This window comes from Enterobacter cloacae complex sp. S2, from assembly GCF_015159675.1.
Lineage (GTDB): Bacteria > Pseudomonadota > Gammaproteobacteria > Enterobacterales > Enterobacteriaceae > Enterobacter > Enterobacter intestinihominis.
The window spans coordinates 61,147-79,768 of record NZ_JADDTS010000037.1 but is presented as its reverse complement, the minus strand read 5'-3'; the positions used below and the strand labels follow the sequence as shown (position 1 = coordinate 79,768).

The 18,622-nt window shown below is 57.1% G+C and carries 17 protein-coding genes; 7 read left to right on the top strand and 10 right to left on the bottom strand.

Going from position 1 to position 18,622, the window contains the following annotated elements:
• Positions 1–96 precede the first annotated feature (96 nt).
• Positions 97–1,317, bottom strand: coding sequence for an MFS transporter (locus tag IPZ49_RS17385; protein WP_193762856.1), 1,221 nt, complete (start codon positions 1,315–1,317; stop codon positions 97–99).
• Between the two features lie 164 nt (positions 1,318–1,481).
• Between IPZ49_RS17385 and ushA the strand changes: the two genes are divergently transcribed.
• Positions 1,482–3,134 carry a bifunctional UDP-sugar hydrolase/5'-nucleotidase UshA gene (gene ushA, locus IPZ49_RS17380; protein ID WP_023305601.1) on the top strand — a complete coding sequence of 551 codons (1,653 nt, stop codon included), beginning with the start codon at positions 1,482–1,484 and terminating at the stop codon, positions 3,132–3,134.
• A 92-nt stretch (positions 3,135–3,226) separates the two neighbouring features.
• On the opposite strand, the gene ybaK is transcribed toward ushA, so the two are convergent.
• The 3 genes from ybaK to copA form a co-directional block, all read right to left on the bottom strand.
• Positions 3,227–3,706 (bottom strand): Cys-tRNA(Pro)/Cys-tRNA(Cys) deacylase YbaK, encoded by a 480-nt coding sequence (gene ybaK, locus IPZ49_RS17375; protein ID WP_010428207.1) that lies wholly within the window; start codon positions 3,704–3,706, stop codon positions 3,227–3,229.
• A 198-nt stretch (positions 3,707–3,904) separates the two neighbouring features.
• A complete protein-coding gene (locus IPZ49_RS17370; protein ID WP_023299471.1) occupies positions 3,905–4,699 on the bottom strand; it encodes a TraB/GumN family protein in 795 nt (264 codons plus the stop codon).
• Between the two features lie 103 nt (positions 4,700–4,802).
• Positions 4,803–7,301, bottom strand: coding sequence for a copper-exporting P-type ATPase CopA (gene copA, locus IPZ49_RS17365; protein ID WP_063146581.1), 2,499 nt, complete (start codon positions 7,299–7,301; stop codon positions 4,803–4,805).
• Positions 7,302–7,409: 108 nt separating this feature from the next.
• Between copA and cueR the strand changes: the two genes are divergently transcribed.
• Positions 7,410–7,820, top strand: coding sequence for a Cu(I)-responsive transcriptional regulator (gene cueR / locus IPZ49_RS17360; RefSeq protein ID WP_017383222.1), 411 nt, complete (start codon positions 7,410–7,412; stop codon positions 7,818–7,820).
• Here cueR and IPZ49_RS17355 read toward each other — a convergent pair.
• From IPZ49_RS17355 to IPZ49_RS17345, 3 genes are all read right to left on the bottom strand, one after another.
• Entirely contained in the window at positions 7,817–8,269 is a 453-nt protein-coding gene (locus tag IPZ49_RS17355; protein WP_063146580.1) for an NfeD family protein, read from the bottom strand. The genes cueR and IPZ49_RS17355 overlap by 4 nt on opposite strands.
• Positions 8,266–9,180 (bottom strand): SPFH domain-containing protein, encoded by a 915-nt coding sequence (locus IPZ49_RS17350; protein ID WP_063146579.1) that lies wholly within the window; start codon positions 9,178–9,180, stop codon positions 8,266–8,268. Before IPZ49_RS17350 ends, IPZ49_RS17355 begins: the two co-directional genes overlap by 4 nt.
• A 154-nt stretch (positions 9,181–9,334) precedes the next feature.
• Positions 9,335–10,189 carry a hypothetical protein gene (locus tag IPZ49_RS17345; protein ID WP_022647288.1) on the bottom strand — a complete coding sequence of 285 codons (855 nt, stop codon included), beginning with the start codon at positions 10,187–10,189 and terminating at the stop codon, positions 9,335–9,337.
• 142 nt (positions 10,190–10,331) lie between these two features.
• Between IPZ49_RS17345 and fetA the strand changes: the two genes are divergently transcribed.
• On the top strand, positions 10,332–11,003 hold the full coding sequence (gene fetA / locus IPZ49_RS17340; RefSeq protein ID WP_023305606.1) for an iron efflux ABC transporter ATP-binding subunit FetA: 672 nt from the start codon (positions 10,332–10,334) through the stop codon (positions 11,001–11,003).
• A complete protein-coding gene (fetB, locus tag IPZ49_RS17335; RefSeq protein ID WP_063146578.1) occupies positions 10,996–11,778 on the top strand; it encodes an iron efflux ABC transporter permease subunit FetB in 783 nt (260 codons plus the stop codon). The genes fetA and fetB overlap by 8 nt, the downstream gene beginning before the upstream one ends.
• Before the next feature lie 49 nt (positions 11,779–11,827).
• Here fetB and IPZ49_RS17330 read toward each other — a convergent pair whose 3' ends face one another.
• Genes IPZ49_RS17330 through tesA form a run of 3 tightly spaced genes read right to left on the bottom strand, consistent with a single transcriptional unit; the run spans position 11,828 to position 14,163 of the window.
• A complete protein-coding gene (locus IPZ49_RS17330) occupies positions 11,828–12,682 on the bottom strand; it encodes a co-chaperone YbbN (protein WP_022647291.1) in 855 nt (284 codons plus the stop codon).
• A 58-nt stretch (positions 12,683–12,740) separates the two neighbouring features.
• Positions 12,741–13,550 (bottom strand): SDR family oxidoreductase, encoded by an 810-nt coding sequence (locus IPZ49_RS17325; protein WP_087878403.1) that lies wholly within the window; start codon positions 13,548–13,550, stop codon positions 12,741–12,743.
• Positions 13,531–14,163 carry a multifunctional acyl-CoA thioesterase I/protease I/lysophospholipase L1 gene (tesA, locus tag IPZ49_RS17320; RefSeq protein ID WP_003858933.1) on the bottom strand — a complete coding sequence of 211 codons (633 nt, stop codon included), beginning with the start codon at positions 14,161–14,163 and terminating at the stop codon, positions 13,531–13,533. Before tesA ends, IPZ49_RS17325 begins: the two co-directional genes overlap by 20 nt.
• On the opposite strand from tesA, the gene ybbA reads away from it, so the two are divergent.
• From ybbA to IPZ49_RS17305, 3 genes are all read left to right on the top strand, one after another.
• On the top strand, positions 14,134–14,820 hold the full coding sequence (gene ybbA, locus IPZ49_RS17315) for a putative ABC transporter ATP-binding protein YbbA (protein WP_038415550.1): 687 nt from the start codon (positions 14,134–14,136) through the stop codon (positions 14,818–14,820). The two genes, tesA and ybbA, sit on opposite strands and share 30 nt — an antisense overlap.
• The gene (ybbP, locus tag IPZ49_RS17310; protein WP_063146577.1) at positions 14,817–17,231 is read left to right on the top strand and encodes a putative ABC transporter permease subunit YbbP; all 2,415 of its coding nucleotides are present in this window, start codon (positions 14,817–14,819) and stop codon (positions 17,229–17,231) included. Before ybbA ends, ybbP begins: the two co-directional genes overlap by 4 nt.
• A gap of 182 nt (positions 17,232–17,413) precedes the next feature.
• On the top strand, positions 17,414–18,559 hold the full coding sequence (locus IPZ49_RS17305; protein ID WP_063146576.1) for a porin: 1,146 nt from the start codon (positions 17,414–17,416) through the stop codon (positions 18,557–18,559).
• The last annotated feature ends 63 nt before the right edge of the window (positions 18,560–18,622 follow it).

The window sequence follows — 18,622 nt, the reverse complement described above, 5'->3', positions numbered from 1 at the left end:
AGGCAGATTTTGATAAATTTGCTGAGGGGAGGGAGAGGAAATCCTTATGGCATCAGGTTATCCGGCTGCCAAAGTTTAACTTTGGCAGCCGTGTAGTTACGCTTTATGACGGTTGTCAGGCAGTAATATGGTCAACATCCCCAGAAGTGGCAGGAAAGCGCAGATTTTATAGACCAGGAAGATGCTGGTGTGGTCTGCAACCATCCCTAACACGGCGGCGCCAAGGCCGCCCATGCCAAAGGCAAAACCGAAAAAGAGACCGGAAACCATACCGATACGTCCCGGCAGCAGCTCCTGCGCATAGACCAGAATGGCTGAAAACGCCGACGCGAGAATAAAACCTATAATCACTGTCAATATTCCGGTCCATTCCAGCGTTGCGTACGGTAAAACAAGCGTAAACGGCGCAACGCCGAGGATAGAGCCCCAAATCACATATTTACGTCCGATTTTATCTCCCACAGGGCCGCCAATCACCGTGCCTGCCGCCACCGCAAACAGGAAGGCAAAGAGATGGAACTGGGCGTTTTGTACCGATAATCCGAATTTTTGCATCAGATAGAAGGTGTAATAGCTGCTAATGCTCGCCATATAGAAATATTTCGAGAAAATCAGCACCAGCAGCACGCTGACGGCAAGGATCACCTTATTGCGCGGAAGGGGATTGGTTATCTTCGCGACAGGTTTTCCCTTATTTACGCGATGCTGCGCGGCATACCAGCGGCTGATTTGCGCCAGGACGACAATCGCCAGCAGCGCGGCCAGCACAAACCACGCCACGTTGCCTTTGCCGTAAGGCGCGATAATTACCGCCGCCAGCAGAGGACCGAGGGAGCTACCAAAGTTCCCCCCCACCTGGAACAGAGACTGCGCCAGCCCGTGGCGTCCGCCGGAGGCCATACGCGCCACGCGGGACGATTCCGGATGGAACACCGATGAACCGGTTCCTACCAGCGCCGCGGCAACCAGTACCGCCTCAAAGCTGCCCGCCATGGCCAGCAGCACCAGCCCGCTCAGGGTGAAGCACATCCCAATGGGCAGCGACCATGGCATCGGGTATTTGTCCGTCCAGTAGCCCACCACCGGCTGTAGCAGCGAAGAGGCCAGCTGGAAGGTCAGGGTAATCATCCCGATCTGCACGAAGGTTAATGAGAACTCAGACTGCAACAGCGGGTAGATCGCCAGAATCAGCGACTGGATCATGTCGTTGAGCAGATGAGAGAGACTGATTGCGCCTAATACTTTGAAGGAAGTGCGCGATTTCGGCGGCGACGCCGGAACGCCCTGAACAGGCTGGGTTGATTCACTGATTGCCATAAATACCACGTCAATTTGTAATTAGAGATGCAGGGAGTAATTATTATCCGACTAACATACTCGTCCGTGACATTTGAAGAAAGTCGCAATTCTGAAAACTTATTTGTCTATTCTTGTGAGTCACTGTAATTTTTGCGTTTGTCTATGGGTCAGGGAGAGAGAAGATGAAGTTAATAAAGCGTGGCGTCGCGCTGGCGCTCATCGCCGCATGGGGGCTGACAAGCCTGCCCGCGCAGGCGTATGAAAAAGATAAAACCTATAAAATTACCATTCTGCATACTAACGATCATCACGGCCATTTCTGGCGCAGCGAATACGGTGAATATGGCCTGGCGGCGCAAAAAACGCTGGTGGACGGCATTCGTAAAGAGGTCTCGGCTCAGGGCGGCAGCGTGCTGTTGCTGTCGGGCGGGGATATTAATACCGGCGTACCGGAATCTGATTTGCAGGATGCCGAGCCTGATTTCCGCGGCATGAATTTAATTGGTTACGACGCGATGGCGGTCGGAAACCACGAGTTTGATAACCCGCTGAGCGTATTGCGCCAGCAGGAAAAGTGGTCCAAATTTCCGTTCCTTTCCGCCAATATTTATCAGAAAAGCACCGGCGAGCGCCTGTTTAAACCGTGGGCGCTGTTTAAGCGTCAGGATCTGAAGATCGCGGTCATCGGCTTAACCACCGACGATACGGCCAAAATTGGCAACCCTGAATTTTTCACCGACATCGAATTCCGTAAACCGGCGGACGAAGCGAAGCTGGTGATCCAGGAGTTGCAGCAGAATGAAAAACCGGATGTGATTATCGCTACCACCCACATGGGGCATTACGACAACGGTCAGCACGGCTCTAACGCGCCGGGCGACGTGGAGATGGCGCGCAGCCTTCCTGCGGGCTCGCTGGCGATGATTGTGGGCGGTCATTCGCAGGATCCGGTCTGCATGGCTTCTGAGAATAAAAAGCAGGTAGATTATGTGCCCGGCACGCCGTGCGCGCCGGATCGTCAGAACGGGATCTGGATTGTACAGGCCCACGAGTGGGGTAAATACGTAGGCCGTGCGGATTTCGAATTCCGTAACGGCGAGATGAAGCTGGTGCACTATCAGCTCATCCCGGTCAACCTGAAGAAGAAAGTAACCTACCCGGACGGCAAAAGCGAGCGGGTACTCTACACGCCAGAGATCGCTGAAAACCAGCAGATGCTCTCCCTGCTGACGCCGTTCCAGAGCAAAGGGAAAGCGCAGCTGGACGTGAAGATTGGCACGCTTAACGGACGACTGGAAGGGGACCGCAGCAAAGTCCGCTTCGTACAAACCAACATGGGGCGTCTGGTGCTGGCCGCGCAGATGGCGCGCACGAATGCGGATTTCGGCGTGATGAGCGGCGGCGGTATTCGTGATTCCATTGAAGGCGGAAACATCACCTATAAAGACGTGCTCAAAGTGCAGCCGTTTGGCAACGTGGTGGTGTATGCGGACATGAGCGGGAAAGAGGTGATTGACTACCTGACCGCCGTGGCGCAGATGAAGCCGGACTCCGGAGCGTATCCGCAGTTTGCTAACGTCAGCTTCGTCGCGAAGGACGGTAAGCTCAACGATCTCAAAATCAAAGGCGAACCTGTTGATCCGGCGAAAACCTACCGCCTGGCAACGTTAAGCTTTAACGCCACCGGCGGCGACGGCTATCCGCATATCGATAACAAACCGGGCTATGTAAATACCGGGTTTATTGATGCGGAAGTGTTAAAGCAGTTTATCCAGCAAAATTCACCGATTGACGTGAACGCGTATGAGCCGAAGGGCGAGGTGAGCTGGCAGTAGTGCGGGTGTGTTGTGCCGGGTGGCGGCTACGCCTTACCCGGCCTACATTCGAATCGGAGGCCCGGTAAGCGCAGCGCCACCGGGCAATTTTCTCAATCCCTGCGCGCAATATCCGCAAATTTCGCGTCCAGCATTTTCGCCAGATCGCCTGCGGCCAGTTCGATATCCAGCCCGCGTTTGCCGCCAGAAATATAGATCGTCTCAAATTCCTGCGAAGGCGCATCGATCAGGGTCGGCAGACGCTTTTTCTGGCCGAGCGGGCTGATCCCGCCGACCAGATAACCCGTAGTGCGTTGCGCAACCATCGGGTCTGCCATATCGACCTTTTTCGCTCCCAGCGCTTTGGCCACTTTCTTCAGATCAAGCTGTCCGGCGACGGGCGTCACTGCCACGGCGAGGTGCTTCATATCGCCATTCACCGCGACCAGCAGCGTTTTGTAAACCTGGTCCGCGTTCAGCCCCAGCTTGCGCACCACTTCATCACCAAAGTTGGTTTCGTTCGGATCGTGATCGTAGGTGTGGATCCGGAAAGAAATTTTGTTTTTTTCGAGTAATTTAACGGCGGGAGTCATGGCTATCCTTCTTACGACAGACGGTTCATGCCAGCAGCATACGCCTGACGTTTGTCTAAAAAATAGCACCATCTTGCGCAATAGTATTGGCAGTGATGGTTACTTTGAGCGACAATCGGCGTAGCCGAAGGTCACTTCGGTATAATAAAAACGATGAAATTCCTCTTTGACGGGCCAATAGAAATATTGGCCATTTTTTTATTTCAGCAGCGACGGCAAATTCCCTTCTCCGTACAAATGCAACGCGCCAACCGCGACAACATAACGACCGGCAGGCAGGGCATACAGCGTCTCCCGCCACGCCTGGTTGCGCGCGTTCATCAGCACATCATACAACGATTCACTGAACGTCGACGGTAACGCCAGCTTACCGTCTGCGGGCGGCGCATCCAGCCACCAGCCAATCATCGTTTGCAGCAGACGCGCGTTGGTGTGCCAGTGGGTCAGGGTATCATCCAGTAGCATCTTACCGTCATCAGGAAGCTGGCGAAGAAGCGCAATCTGGCTGTCCGTGCCTTCCAGTTCAATGACGGACAGGTTGCACGCCCGTGCCGCATTCAGCAGTTGATAATCGATACCGTAATCGCCGCGCAGCCCCAGGCGCTGCGCCTGGGTTGCCTGTAGCACCATGGCAATTTGCCACAGGGGCAGGGTGTCGAGCATTGAGAGCGAGACGCCGGACTCATCCGCAAGACGGGTAAGCTCAGCCAGCTGCGTCTCGTTAAGACGTTCAGCCAGGGGGCGGTCGCTTTCCAGACCGGCAAACGGCGATTCATGGCCGGAGATGTCGGCTTCGACGATCAGCGCGTCGGCGCGCTTCAGTAGTTTAATCAGGCCGGAGGGCAGGGGGGACATATCCTGCGTGCCCATATGAATGCTTCCCACCAGGTGCAGTTGCTGCCCACCCGGAAGCGAAATATCCATACCGGGCCAGGCATAACGGCGGGGAAAAAGGGCGCGAAACGATGTTTTTATACGATTAAACAGACCCATACGCGCTCCATAAACGGAAAGGTTCATGCTAGCGCGTGGGGAAGGGGGGCGCAATAGGCGAAAGCCGGGCGGCGCTGCGCTTACCCGGCCTGCTTCCGGGATTCTACGCTTTCGGTTTAAACCGCAGCAGACGGTTAGCGTTGCTCACCACGGTAATTGACGAGAGCGCCATCGCCGCACCCGCAACAACCGGGTTCAGCAGGGTGCCGGTCAGCGGCCACAAAATCCCGGCGGCAATCGGAATGCCGAGCGAGTTATAGACGAAGGCCCCCAGCAGGTTCTGCTTCATGTTGCGCAACGTGGCTTTCGAAATCGCCAGCGCATCCGCCACGCCCATCAGGCTGTGGCGCATCAGGGTGATCGCCGCGGTTTCAATGGCGACATCGCTCCCGCCGCCCATCGCAATACCTACGTCAGCCTGCGCCAGCGCCGGGGCGTCGTTGATGCCGTCGCCGACCATCGCCACCTGACGACCATCACGTTGCAATTTCCTGATGGCGTCCGCTTTGCCATCTGGCAGTACGCCGGCTATCACCTCATCAATCCCGGCTTCTCTGGCGATGGCGTTAGCGGTAGTCGGGTTATCACCGGTTAACATCACCAGGCGATAGCCCGCGTGGTGCAGGCGTTGCAAGGCATCCACGCTGTCCTGGCGTAACGGATCGCGTACGGCCAGCAGCGCCGCCACATGACCATCTTTCGCCAGCAGAACCGGCGTCGCGCCCTGAGAGGCCTGCGCGTTCAGCTCAGCGTCCAGCGCGGACGTATCAACACCGTGTTCAGTTAGCAGTGCCTGGTTACCCAGCAGCAGCGTATGGCCTTCTGCTTCACCGCTGACCCCTAAACCGCGCAGAGTGCGGAAGTTGCTTACCTGCGGCAGGCGGGCATCACCGGCTTTCTCAAGGATGGCGCGCGCCAGCGGGTGACTGGAGCCTTGTTCCAGCGCGGCGGCCAGGCGCAGGGCATCCGTCTCCGTACAGCCAATGGTATTAACGGCCACTACCTGCGGTTTGCCCTCGGTGAGCGTGCCGGTTTTGTCAAAGACGAGGGTGTCCAGCGTGCTTGCCCGTTGCAGGGCGTCAGCATCACGGACCAGTACGCCAAATTCGGCGGCGCGTCCGACGCCAGAGATAATCGACATCGGCGTGGCCAGACCAAGGGCACAAGGGCAGGCGATGATCAGTACCGTGGTGGCGATCACCAGGGTGTAGACAATCTGCGGCGCCGGGCCGAAGAAATACCAGATTGCCGCGCTCAGCAGGGCAATACCGACCACCACTGGCACAAAAATGGCGGAGATTTTATCGGCAAGCTGACCAATTTCCGGCTTACTGCTCTGCGCCTGGCGGACCATCCGAATGATGCGTGACAGTGTGGTATGGCTGCCAACGGCGCTGGCGCGGAACAGCACGCTGCCGTCCTGTACCACCGTACCCGCATGCACCGCATCGCCCTGAGATTTCTGCTGGGGGATCGGCTCACCGGTCAGCATGGCTTCATCAAGCCAGGCATCGCCCTGGGTGATTTCACCGTCGACGGGCACGCGGTCACCGGTGGTGAGACGCAGCGTCATACCGGGTTGCACCTCTGAGAGAGGAACGTTTTTTTCCCCATCGTCGGTGACCACGCGGGCCGTCGGCGGGGTTAAATCGAGTAATCTTTCCAGCGCTTTCGACGAGCGCTGACGCGCGCGGGCTTCGAGCATATGGCCTAAGTTAATCAGACCAATAATCATCGCGCTCGCTTCATAATAGAGATGGCGCGCCTCCATCGGGAACCACTGCGGCCAGACGTTAACGCTCATCGAATACAGCCACGCCGCGCCCGTCCCGAGCGCGACCAGCGTGTCCATCGTCGCGGTGCGGTTTTTCAGGCTCTTCCAGGCGCTGGTATAGAAATGTCCGCCTGCAAACACCATCACCGCAAGGGTAATCAGACCAATCACCAGCCACAGGGTGCGGTTGTCTGCGGTGACCATCATGTTGTCACCCATCATGCCCCACACCATCACCGGAATACCGACCAGCAGGGCGACGATCGCCTGCCAGCGGAAGCGCTTCATGGTGGCGACAGCCGTTTCCTGCTGGCGCTCGCGGCGCTCGGCATCATCTTCGATGGCCTCCGCCCCGTAGCCCGCTTTCTCCACGGCCTGCACTAAATCTGCGGCGGAGGCACTGCCCATCACCAGCGCAGTACGCTCCGCCAGGTTTACCCGTGCCTGTGCGACGCCCGGTACCGCCTGTAAGGCGTTTTGTACCCGGGAGACACAGCTGGCGCAGCTCATGCCGTTGATCAGCAGCTGTTGGCTGTCATCAATATCATCAGCTACCGGAAGCTCAGGAGTGGCCGCTGTCAGTGCTTCCGACGGGGATGATGACTCTGCCAGCGGTTTAGCCTTTGGGTGGCTTAACTCCGCCCCGTAACCGGCCTGTTTAATGGTATCAATCAGCGCGTCGGCGCTGGCGCTGCCGGTCACGGCGGCATGATCGATAGTCACCTCAGCGCTTTCCACATCAGGACGCTGCTCCAGGCTTTCTTTAACACGTTTGACACAGTGGCCGCAGGAGAGGCCGTCCAGTGTCAGGTCAATAGTGTGAGACATAACAAAACTCCCGTATAATGTTCTGGTCAATTGTTGACCTTCACTCTGCTTTTCGCTAACTGTTATGAAGGTTAAACCTTCCATCAAGGGGAAGGTCAAGGGGGAAATGTGAATATCAGCGATGTTGCGAAAAAAACCGGCTTAACCAGCAAAGCGATTCGCTTTTATGAGGAAAAAGGGCTGGTGACGCCACCGTTGCGCAGTGAGAACGGCTACCGCAGCTATACGCAGCTGCATCTTGATGAACTGACGTTACTGCGCCAGGCAAGACAGGTAGGATTTAACCTTGAAGAGTGCGGCGAGCTGGTTAACCTGTTTAACGATCCGAAACGCCACAGTGCCGACGTGAAAAAACGTACGCTGGAAAAAGTGGCGGAGATCGAACGCCATATCATCGAATTACAGGCGATGCGTGAGCAACTGCTACAGCTGGCAGAATCCTGCCCGGGAGATGACAGCGCCGAGTGCCCGATTATCGACAATCTTTCCGGCTGCTGCCACCGTAAAACCCACGCCTAACAGGCTTTAACCCGCAGGGTAATGCCTTCTACCGCAATGACCTCAACCCGCGTGCCGGCGCTGAGGTCATCATTGGCCACCACCGGCCATGAACTGTCCCCCACGCGCATATGACCGCGTCCGTTGATCAGCGCGTTATCAAGCGTAAAACGTTTACCCACGATCTGCTGCCCACGCTGATTGAGATGCGCGTCGACCGGCTTCTGCGCCTTCACCCGTTTGTTCAGCCAGCGCCACCACAGCCAGGCGGCCAGCAGCGTCAGCACGGCAAACAGTGCGCCCTGCCACTCCCAGCCGACAGGCAGCAGCCAGACGACCAGCCCGGTAATCACAGCGGCAACACCGCTCCACAGCAGATAACCGTTGCCGCCAAGCATCTCGGCGGCCAGCAGCAAGCCGCCAAGGCTTAGCCAGAACGCATGAGGATGTGCAACGATGAGCTCAATCATTTTTTACGCTCGTTTCCGCCGTATTTGATCAACTCGGCAATTCCGGCGATAGATCCCATCAGACTGCTGGCATCCAGCGGCATCATCACCACTTTGCTGTTGTTCGCAGAGCCGATCTCCTTCAGCGCATCGGTATATTTTTGCGCGACGAAGTAGTTCACAGCCTGGATATCCCCGGCGGCAATCGCCTCGGAAACCATTTGCGTCGCGCGGGCTTCCGCTTCTGCCGAACGTTCACGCGCTTCTGCCTGGAGGAAGGCAGACTGACGGTCGCCCTCGGCTTTCAGGATCTGCGACTGTTTTTCCCCTTCCGCTTTCAGGATCTCGGCCTGACGCACCCCTTCGGCTTCAAGAATATAGGCGCGTTTGGTACGCTCGGCCTTCATCTGCGCATTCATGGAAGCAATCAGCTCTGCCGGTGGGCGCACGTCGCGGATCTCAATGCGGGTCACTTTGATCCCCCACGGATTGGTGGCTTCATCAACAATGTGCAGCAGGCGGGTATTAATGCTGTCGCGCTGGGAGAGCATTTCGTCCAGCTCCATCGAGCCAAGCACGGTACGGATGTTGGTCATCGTCAGGTTGACGATCGCCAGCTCCAGGTTGCTCACCTCATAGGCCGCTTTCGGCGCATCAATCACCTGAATAAAGCACACCGCATCGATGGTGACGTTGGCGTTATCCTTGGAGATGACTTCCTGGGAAGGAATATCCAGCACCTGCTCCATCATGTTGATTTTACGCCCAATTCTGTCCATGAAGGGGACGATCAGGCTTAAACCCGGCTGAAGGGTATTGGTGTAGCGACCGAAACGTTCGACGGTCCACTGGTAACCCTGCGGGACAATTTTGACGCCTGCGCCCACGATAACCAGCGCAACGAAAATAAGGACAGGAACAACGATGAGCATAAAAACCTCCTGTTTTGCATGCCGTAACGAGAAAAATTGCGTATTTGTTGAACGTAAGTATATCGGTTAACGGGCGGGATTTCGCCCCTGTAAAGAGGTGGGAACCGGACTGGTAAAATTAAAACGCCCCGCCAGGAGAGCGGGGCGCATAGCGTTACTCTTCAGACCAGGTATAGCTGAAGTCGGTGATAAACCCATCCCCGGCGTCAGCGATGGCTTTCGATAAGCCCTGATAGTATTTTTCCAGGCCGATGGCCTCTATCTGCTGGATCTGCTCGCGAACGGGCGCGCAGAACAGTACTGCATTGCCCGCTCCGACACGTTTGTTGTTCGGCGGCAGATCGCCGGTAATCCCCTTAAACCAGGTTCTGATCCCTTGCTTTAAGCTGTGCGGCGCTTTTGCAAGATCCTTCTGGCCTGTCAGCACCTGTAAGGTGGGGAACTCATTTGCATTGACGGCGGTTTTCATGCGTGCAAAGAACGCGGTAAAAAGCTCAAAAGAGCCGAGATCCGTGACGCGAGGCTTGGTGGTTTTTCCGTTTTTATTGCCCATTTTTCCGGCAGGGGCTGTAGGCGCCGGAACCACATTGACCTTATGCAGATCCAGACCAAACAGCAGATTGCAGTGCGCCCGGCGCTCTTTAAGCGGGTAGGACATTAGCACGTCAATAAACGCTGTCGCCTTCACATCGGCCAGGTCATGGTTAATCAGCCATTGCGAGCGGGCAAATTCCGCGGGGGAAACGAACCAGTCCGGCACCTCAGTAAAGCGTCTGGATTTACCCTTGCCGTCAAACTCGAGAAAGTAAGCCCCATCATCGAAAGCAAAATAGCAGTTTTTAAAGCTTCCGATCGTGGTGTTAACGATGAGCGCCTTCTTAACAAAATCGACCACCTCTGCACCCATGACAAAACGCGTGAGTTCAGAAGAATTGATGACTTCCATTAATGTTTCCACATCTGGAACACCAGGCTTCAGGGAAGAGAACTCATAAAAGATATGTGTCATGTTGCTGACTTCCTGTAGTTATAGAGGTGACAATTACCGAACAAAAAGTTTAACACTTGCGATAGGTTAAGGCTATTCGCGCAGCGTAGCGGAAAGGATTATGCTAAAGGCTGTTCTTATCACAGCGGTTAACGGAATCGGAATGAATAATAAAAAAAATCTTCTGGATATCAGGGATGTTGGCTTTCGTGTGGGTGATAACACCATCCTTCAGCACGTCGATTTTTGTCTCTCTCCGGGCGAATTTAAACTCATAACCGGCCCCTCCGGCTGCGGCAAAAGCACCCTCCTGAAAATCGTGGCTTCGCTACTGAGTCCAACGGAGGGAACCATCCTGTTTGAAGGGAAAGATATCGCCACGCTTACACCGGAAAGCTATCGCCAGCAGGTGTCATACTGCGTGCAAACGCCGTCCCTGTTTGGCGACACGGTGTACGACAATCTGGTTTTCCCCTGGCACATCCGCAACCAAACGCCCGATCCGAAAAAGTTTGCGGACGATCTGACCCGTTTTGGGCTTCCGCCGGAGACGCTGACCAAATCGACTGCCGAACTGTCAGGCGGGGAAAAGCAGCGCGTCTCGCTGATCCGTAACCTGCAATTCCTGCCGAAGGTGCTTTTGCTGGATGAAATCACCAGCGCGCTGGATGACGCTAACAAGCGCAACGTCAATGAGATTATTCATCGCTACGTCCGTGAACAGGATATTGCCGTGCTGTGGGTGACGCACGATTCAAACGAAATTAGCCATGCGGATGATGTCATCACGCTCAGGCCGCAGGGCGGGAAAATGGAGGAGGCTCACCGTGGGTGAACATAACATAACCAACGAATCGCTGGCGCTGTCGATGGTCCTGGTGCTGGTGGCGATTGTGGTCAGCTACCGGGAGAAGCTGGGGCTGGAAAAAGATATTCTGTGGAGTATCGTTCGCGCGGTCATTCAGCTCATCATCGTCGGCTATGTGCTGAAATACATCTTCAACGTCAATCATGCCGTGCTGACCCTGTTGATGGTGCTGTTTATCTGCTTTAACGCGGCATGGAACGCGCAGAAACGCAGTAAATACATCGATAAAGCGTTCCTCTCGTCGTTTATTGCCATCACTACCGGGACCGCGTTACCGCTGGCGGTACTGGTGCTCTCCGGCTCGATAGAGTTTACGCCAATGCAGGTGATCCCCATTTCCGGGATGATTGCGGGCAATGCGATGGTGGCGGTCGGGTTATGCTACAACAATCTGGGGCAACGCTTCAGCAGTGAACAGCAACAGCTTCAGGAGAAGCTAAGCCTGGGAGCGACACCAAAGGTGGCCTCGGCGCGGTTGATCCGCGACAGCATTCGTTCTTCGCTGATCCCAACGGTGGATTCCGCCAAAACCGTGGGTCTGGTGAGCCTGCCGGGCATGATGTCGGGGCTAATTTTTGCCGGTATCGATCCGGTAAAAGCGATTAAATACCAGATTATGGTGACGTTTATGCTGCTCTCTACGGCGAGCCTGTCGACGATTATTGCCTGCTATCTGACCTATCGGAAGTTTTACAATGCGCGCCACCAGCTGGTGGTGACGCAGTTGAAAAAGACGGGGTAATATCGGCTTTTGTAGGCCCGGCAAGCGTTAGCGCCACCGGGCATTTTTGTTAGTAAAGCAATGCGTACAGCTGACGACGATACTTAGACGCCAGCGCGTCACCGGTGCCGAGCGCGGCCAGGATCTCCTGGAACATCTTTCGCGCCTGACCGTCTGCGGCGCCCAGGTCCTTCTGAAGGTGACTAAACAGCAGCTCCAGCGCCTCTTCATTACGCCCCACCTGGTGAAGCTGAAGCGCCAGCTGGCTTGCCAGCGCGGCATCCGCCGGGTTGTCCGCAACCTGCTGCTGAAGTTGCTGAATTTCAGGGGTATCCGCCGCCTGTTTCAGCAGGTCAATCTGCGCCACCAGGCCCTGATAGCGGGTGTCCTGATCCTGCATCGGCACCGTTTTCAGCACGGCTTCCGCGTCTTCGGGGCGGTGCAGCGCAATCTGGGTCTCTGCCAGCAGCAGACCAATCTGGCTGTTCTGGTTCGACAGCTGCCACGCGTCTTTTAACAGCGGCAGCGCCTCGTCGTACTTGCCTTCCTGCATCAGCGCCATGGCTTCCTGCGCTTTCAGCTCTTCTTCGCGCGGCAGGACTTTATCCAGCAGGGCGCGGATCGCCTCTTCCGGCTGCGGCCCCTGGAAGCCATCCACCGGCTGACCGTTCTGGAACAGGTAGACGGTTGGGATCGCACGCAGGCCAAACTGGGAAGCCACCATCGGTTCGGCGTCACAATCCAGCTTCGCCAGAATGAATTGACCGTTGTACTGCGCGGCAAGGCTTTCCAGGACCGGCGTCAGCTGCAGGCAGTGTTGGCTGCGTTCAGACCAGAAGTAGAACAGCACCGGTGTAGTCATTGACTGTTCGAGTGTCTGTTGCAGGTTAGCTTCAGTTATGTTGACGATATTCTGTACGGACATGCGGCATTCTCTTTTATCGGTTTACTCTTTACATGGGGGTAAGCGTCGTCGCTTCAACTCAACCCTGCAAAATTTTGTCCATCATCCGCCCCGGCAGCAGGCGTTTCAACCAGCCGACGGCATGGGTCACCAGCGTCACCGGATAGCGCATTTTAGGGGTATCGCTCTCAAATGCGTGGCGCACTTTGGCAACCACGGCTTCTGGCCCAAGCGTAAAACGCGCCGCGATACCGGGATTTTCGACCGGTTGGTCCGCCTGCGTCTGGTTAACGTTTTCCGTAAAGCGGGTGCGGATGGGGCCCGGTTCAATCAGGCTGACCTTAATGCCGCTGTGGCGCAGTTCCATGCGCAACGCATCGGACCAGGCTTCAAGCGCATATTTACTGGCAGCGTAAGCCCCGCGTCCCGGCGTGGAGATCAGGCCCATCACCGAGGAGGTCATGACAATCCGCCCTTCGCCGTGCGGCAGCATGGCGGGGAGAAGGCGCATGGTGAGCTGATGCGCCCCAAAAAAGTTTGCGGAGAACTGCTGCTCCAGCTGTTCCCGTGAGAGGGTCTGTAGCGGGCCGTATACGCCATAGCCCGCATTGTTGAACAGGCCGTAAAGCCGGTTGTTGGTCAGGGCGATAACCTCATCGGCGGCCTGCTCCACGCTCTCTGGCGAATCGAGATCCAGCAGAATGCCGGTAAATCCCAGCCCTCGCATGCGTTCGACATCTTCGGGTTTGCGGCAGGCCGCCAGCACCCAAAACCCCTGACGTTTCAGTTCAAGGGCGCTTTCAAGGCCAATTCCGCTGGAACATCCTGTTATTAAGACCGATTTTTGCATAACTTTACCTGTCAGGTTCTCAGCTGTTTGACGAGTCATGTTTTACTAAAGGAGCCAGCCGGGTTGCCATCCAGTCGGCAATGAACGGCTGGGCATCGCGATTGGGGTGAATGCCATCATCCTGCATCCACTGGGGTTTCAGATAGACCTCTTCCATGAAAAATGGCAGCAGCGGAATATCAAACTCTTTGGCAAGCTTAGGATAGATCGCGCTAAACGCCTCATTATACCGACGGCCGTAGTTAGCGGGCAGGCGAATTTGCATCAGCAGCGGCTGGGCGTTAGCGGCCTTAATGGTCTGCAAAATAGTCCGCAGCGTTTGCTCCGTTTGCTGTGGCTGGAAGCCGCGCAAACCATCATTACCGCCCAGTTCGACCAGCACCCAACGCGGTTGATGCTGCTTAAGCAGGGCAGGCAGGCGCGATAAGCCTTGCTGCGACGTATCGCCGCTGATGCTGCCGTTAACGACAGACGCCCGGGACTGCCATTTATCATTGAGCAGGGCGGGCCAGGCCGCACTGGCGGCCATACGATAGCCCGCGCTCAGGCTATCGCCCAGAATCAATAACGTGTCCGCAGCCGCCGCGCGGAAGGTCATCAGCATCAAAAACAGGAAGGGCAAATGCCAGCGGAAAACATTGTTGAAGTTCATCGTCTTAAGAAGTCCGTCGGTCAGGGAGAACACGAGCTTTCCATCCTCACCGGAGTTGAACTCGTTGTCAAACGTGCCGAAACCATCGCCCTGATTGGCGAATCCGGTTCCGGTAAGTCCACGCTGCTGGCCATTCTCGCCGGGCTGGACGATGGCAGCAGCGGGGAAGTGAACCTGGTCAGCCAGCCCCTCCACGCGCTTGATGAAGAGGCGCGCGCCGCGCTGCGTGCCCGGCATATCGGGTTTGTCTTTCAGTCATTCATGCTGATCCCAACCCTCAACGCGCTGGAAAACGTTGAGCTGCCCGGCCTGCTGCGCGGTGAAAATACCCGCGAAAGCCGCGATCACGCCAAAGCGTTGCTGGAACAGCTGGGGCTGGGAAAACGTCTCGACCACCTTCCGGCGCAGCTTTCCGGCGGTGAGCAGCAGCGCGTGGCGCTGGCCCGGGCGTTTAACGGGCGCCCGGAAGTGCTGTTTGCCGATGAGCCCACGGGCAATCTCGACCGTAAAACCGGGGACAAAATTGCCGATCTGCTGTTTTCACTCAACCGCGAACACGGCACCACGCTGATTCTGGTTACCCACGACCCGCAGTTGGCCGCCCGCTGCGACCGTCGCCTGCGGCTGGTGAACGGTGTTCTTCAGGAGGAAGCATGATTGCCCGCTGGTTCTGGCGCGAATGGCGCTCGCCCTCGCTGCTGATTGTCTGGCTGGCGTTGAGCCTGGCGGTGGCCTGCGTGCTGGCGCTCGGCAGCGTCAGCGATCGTATGGAGAAAGGGCTTAGCCAGCAGAGCCGGGAATTTATGGCGGGGGACCGGGCTCTGCAAAGTTCTCGCCCCGTGCCGCCGGGCTGGATTGAGGAAGCGCGCAAAGAGGGGCTGAAGGTGGGAGAGCAAATCACCTTCCAGACCATGACCTTTGCGGGCGACACGCCACAGCTTGCCAGCGTAAAAGCCGTGGATGACATCTACCCGATGTATGGTGATTTACAAACCAGTCCGCCGGGGCTAAAACCGACGGCCGGTACGGTACTGCTGGCATCGCGTCTGATGGCGCTGCTGAACCTGAAACCCGGCGACAGTATCGACGTCGGCGACGCGACCCTCAAAATTGCCGGGGAAGTGGTGCAGGAACCCGACTCCGGATTTAATCCGTTCCAGCTCGCGCCGCGCCTGCTGATGAACACCGCTGATGTGGCGAAAACCAACGCCGTCCAGCCGGGTAGCCGCGTCACATGGCGCTATAAGTTTGGCGGGACGCCTGCTCAACTGGAGGCGTATGAAAAATGGCTCCTGCCTCAGCTCAAGCCGGAACATCGCTGGTACGGGCTGGAGCAGGATGACGGGGCGCTCGGCAAATCCCTCGAGCGTTCTCAGCAGTTTCTGTTGCTGTCGGCGCTGTTAACCCTGCTGCTGGCCATTGCGGCCGTTGCCGTGGCAATGGGGCACTACTGCCGCAGCCGTTACGATCTGGTGGCGATCCTCAAAACTCTCGGCGCGGGCCGGGCACAGCTGCGCAAGCTGATTGTCGGCCAGTGGCTGATGGTGCTGGCGCTGTCGGCTCTGACCGGCGGGGCGATAGGGCTGCTGTTTGAAAAGCTGCTGATGGTGCTGCTCAAACCGGTCCTGCCCGCTGCGCTGCCGCCCGCCAGCCTCTGGCCGTGGCTATGGGCAATCGGCGCGATGACGGTGATTTCGCTGTTGGTAGGGTTACGCCCCTACCGGCTGCTGCTCGCCACCCAGCCGCTGCGCGTGCTGCGCCGGGATGTGGTGGCCAGCGTCTGGCCGCTGAAGTTCTATCTGCCGGTGATTATTGCGGTGGCAGTCGGGCTGTTGGCCTGGCTGATGGGCGGCAGTACGCTGCTGTGGGCGGTGCTGGCGGGCGCGGTGGTGCTGGCGCTGCTGTGCGGCGTGGTGGGCTGGCTATTGCTCAATCTTCTCAAAAAGCTGACGGTGAGATCGCTGCCGGTGCGGCTGGCGGTTAACCGACTGCTGCACCAGCCGTGGTCTACCCTCAGCCAGCTCTCGGCATTTTCGCTGTCGTTTATGCTGCTGGCGCTTCTGCTGGTGCTGCGCGGGGATCTGCTGGATCGCTGGCAGCAGCAGCTTCCGCCGGAAAGCCCGAACTATTTCCTGATCAACATTGCTCCCGAACAGGTGACGCCGCTGAAGGGGTTCCTGTCTGAGCATCACATTATTCCGGAATCGTTCTATCCGATCGTGCGCGCCCGCCTGACGCAGATCAACGGCCTGTCGACGGAGGGAAATAAGGATGAATCGCTCAACCGCGAGCTCAACCTGACCTGGCAGGCGAAACGTCCGGACCATAACCCGATCGTTGCCGGCACGTGGCCGCCGAAAGCGGGGGAAGTGTCGATGGAGGAGGGGCTGGCGACACGCCTGAACGTGAAGCTCGGCGATAGCGTGACCTTTACCGGTGATACCCAGGATTTCACCGCCAAAGTCACCAGCCTGCGCAAAGTGGACTGGGAAAGCCTGCGGCCAAATTTCTTCTTCATCTTCCCGCCGGGCGCGCTGGACGGACAGCCCCAGAGCTGGCTGACCAGCTTCCGCTGGGAAAACGGCAACGGCATGCTGACGCAACTGAACCGGGAATTTCCGACGGTGAGCCTGCTGGATATCGGCGCGATCCTCAAACAGGTCGGGCAGGTGCTGGAACAGGTGAGCCGCGCCCTGGAGGTGATGGTGGTGCTGGTGACCGTCTGCGGCCTATTGCTGCTGCTGGCGCAGGTGCAGGTCGGCATGCGTCAGCGTCATCAGGAGCTGGTGGTCTACCGCACGCTGGGGGCCAGTAAACGGCTGCTGCGCGCCACGCTGTGGAGCGAATTTGCCCTGCTCGGGCTGGTGGCGGGCCTGGTGGCGGCCATCGGGGCGGAAACCGCACTGGCGGTGCTTCAGACGAAAGTCTTTGATTTTCCATGGGAGCCTGACTGGCGGCTGTGGCTAACGCTGCCCGTTTGCGGCGCGGTGCTGCTGTCCCTGTGCGGTGGCTGGCTCGGTACGCGGCTGTTGAAAGGTAAAGCGCTGTTCCGCCAGTTTGTCAGCTAGTTTACTTGCGTGATGATGACGCACCGGCATTTCTGCTGGTGTGTCATCGATTAATAGCACTAATCGTTAATACCCATGCATTTAGTAGCACAAAACATTAAAAACCCGCCCACGCAGCCCGAATTTTTCCGGTTAATATTCACCAGCTAAATATTTAGCAGCGTGTCTATCAAGGAAAAATAATGACTATAAGAAAAACAGCGCTGGCGACAACGATCGGCGCAGCAGTGGCATTGGCTTCTTTCGCATCTCAGGCGGAAATCACCCTTCTGAAACAGGATCCGCAGGCGGGAAACCCGCTGAGCCGTCTGAACTTCACCGTTGGCGGCAGCATCCGTCCTCAGTTCCAGAACATGACCGGTGATGACGGCAAAAACGGCTACAAGCGTAACGGTTTTGACGGCGGTACCCGTTTCCGTTTCGCGGCAGACTACTACCTGTTCGATGACATCAGCTGGATCACCTACTACGAGCTGGGTGTGAACATTCCGGCGCAGTTTAACTGGGATAACCACTACGCCGACGGCGCGCACGACACCTCACGCCGTATGCTCTACACCGGTCTGAAGAGCGACACCTGGGGTACGCTGACCTTCGGCCAGCAGAACAGCGTGTACTATGACGTGGTGGGCGCGAAAACCGATATCTGGGACTACGACATGATTGGTCAGGCGCCGGGTAACGGGATCAACGGCGACTACGACGGCTCTTACCGTTCACGCCAGATGCTGAAGTACAAGAAAACCGTGGGCGATGCTGACATCTACGCCTCTTACCTGTTTGAAGACAGCGAATACCTGCCGGGCAACGGCCTGCGCTACAAGCGTAAAGGCGGCGGTTCACTGGGTATCGATTACCACCTGACCACCGATCTGACCTGGGGCGCAGCGTGGAACTACACCCGCGCGGACATGCGTAATCCGGACAACGGCGACAGCAAATCCTACGACCAGAACATTCTCGGCACCGCACTGAGCTGGACGCCGGATAACTGGACCTTCTCCGCAGGCGGCGGCTGGTATCAGAACTTCATGACCACCAAAAAAGTGTCGGTTAACGACTACTTCGCCGGTGATGCATGGGGTATTGAATACTTTGCGGGTTACAAATTCCCGGTCGGTCAGTATGCGGTGAAATCCATTCAGCCGTACTTCATGGGCGACCGCATTGAGTACGTGAACGGCCGTAACTACCAGCGCATCGACAACGGCGTAGGTATCAGCGTCCAGCTGGACTACGGTTTCCGCGTGGATTACGAACACGTGTTCACCTCCAGCACCGACAACCTGGGCGACATGAACCTGGTGCGTCTGCGTTACGACTTCTGAGTGGTTTGTTCCCCGGTGGCGCTGCGCTTACCGGGGCTACAAAAGCACGCGTAGGCCGGGTAA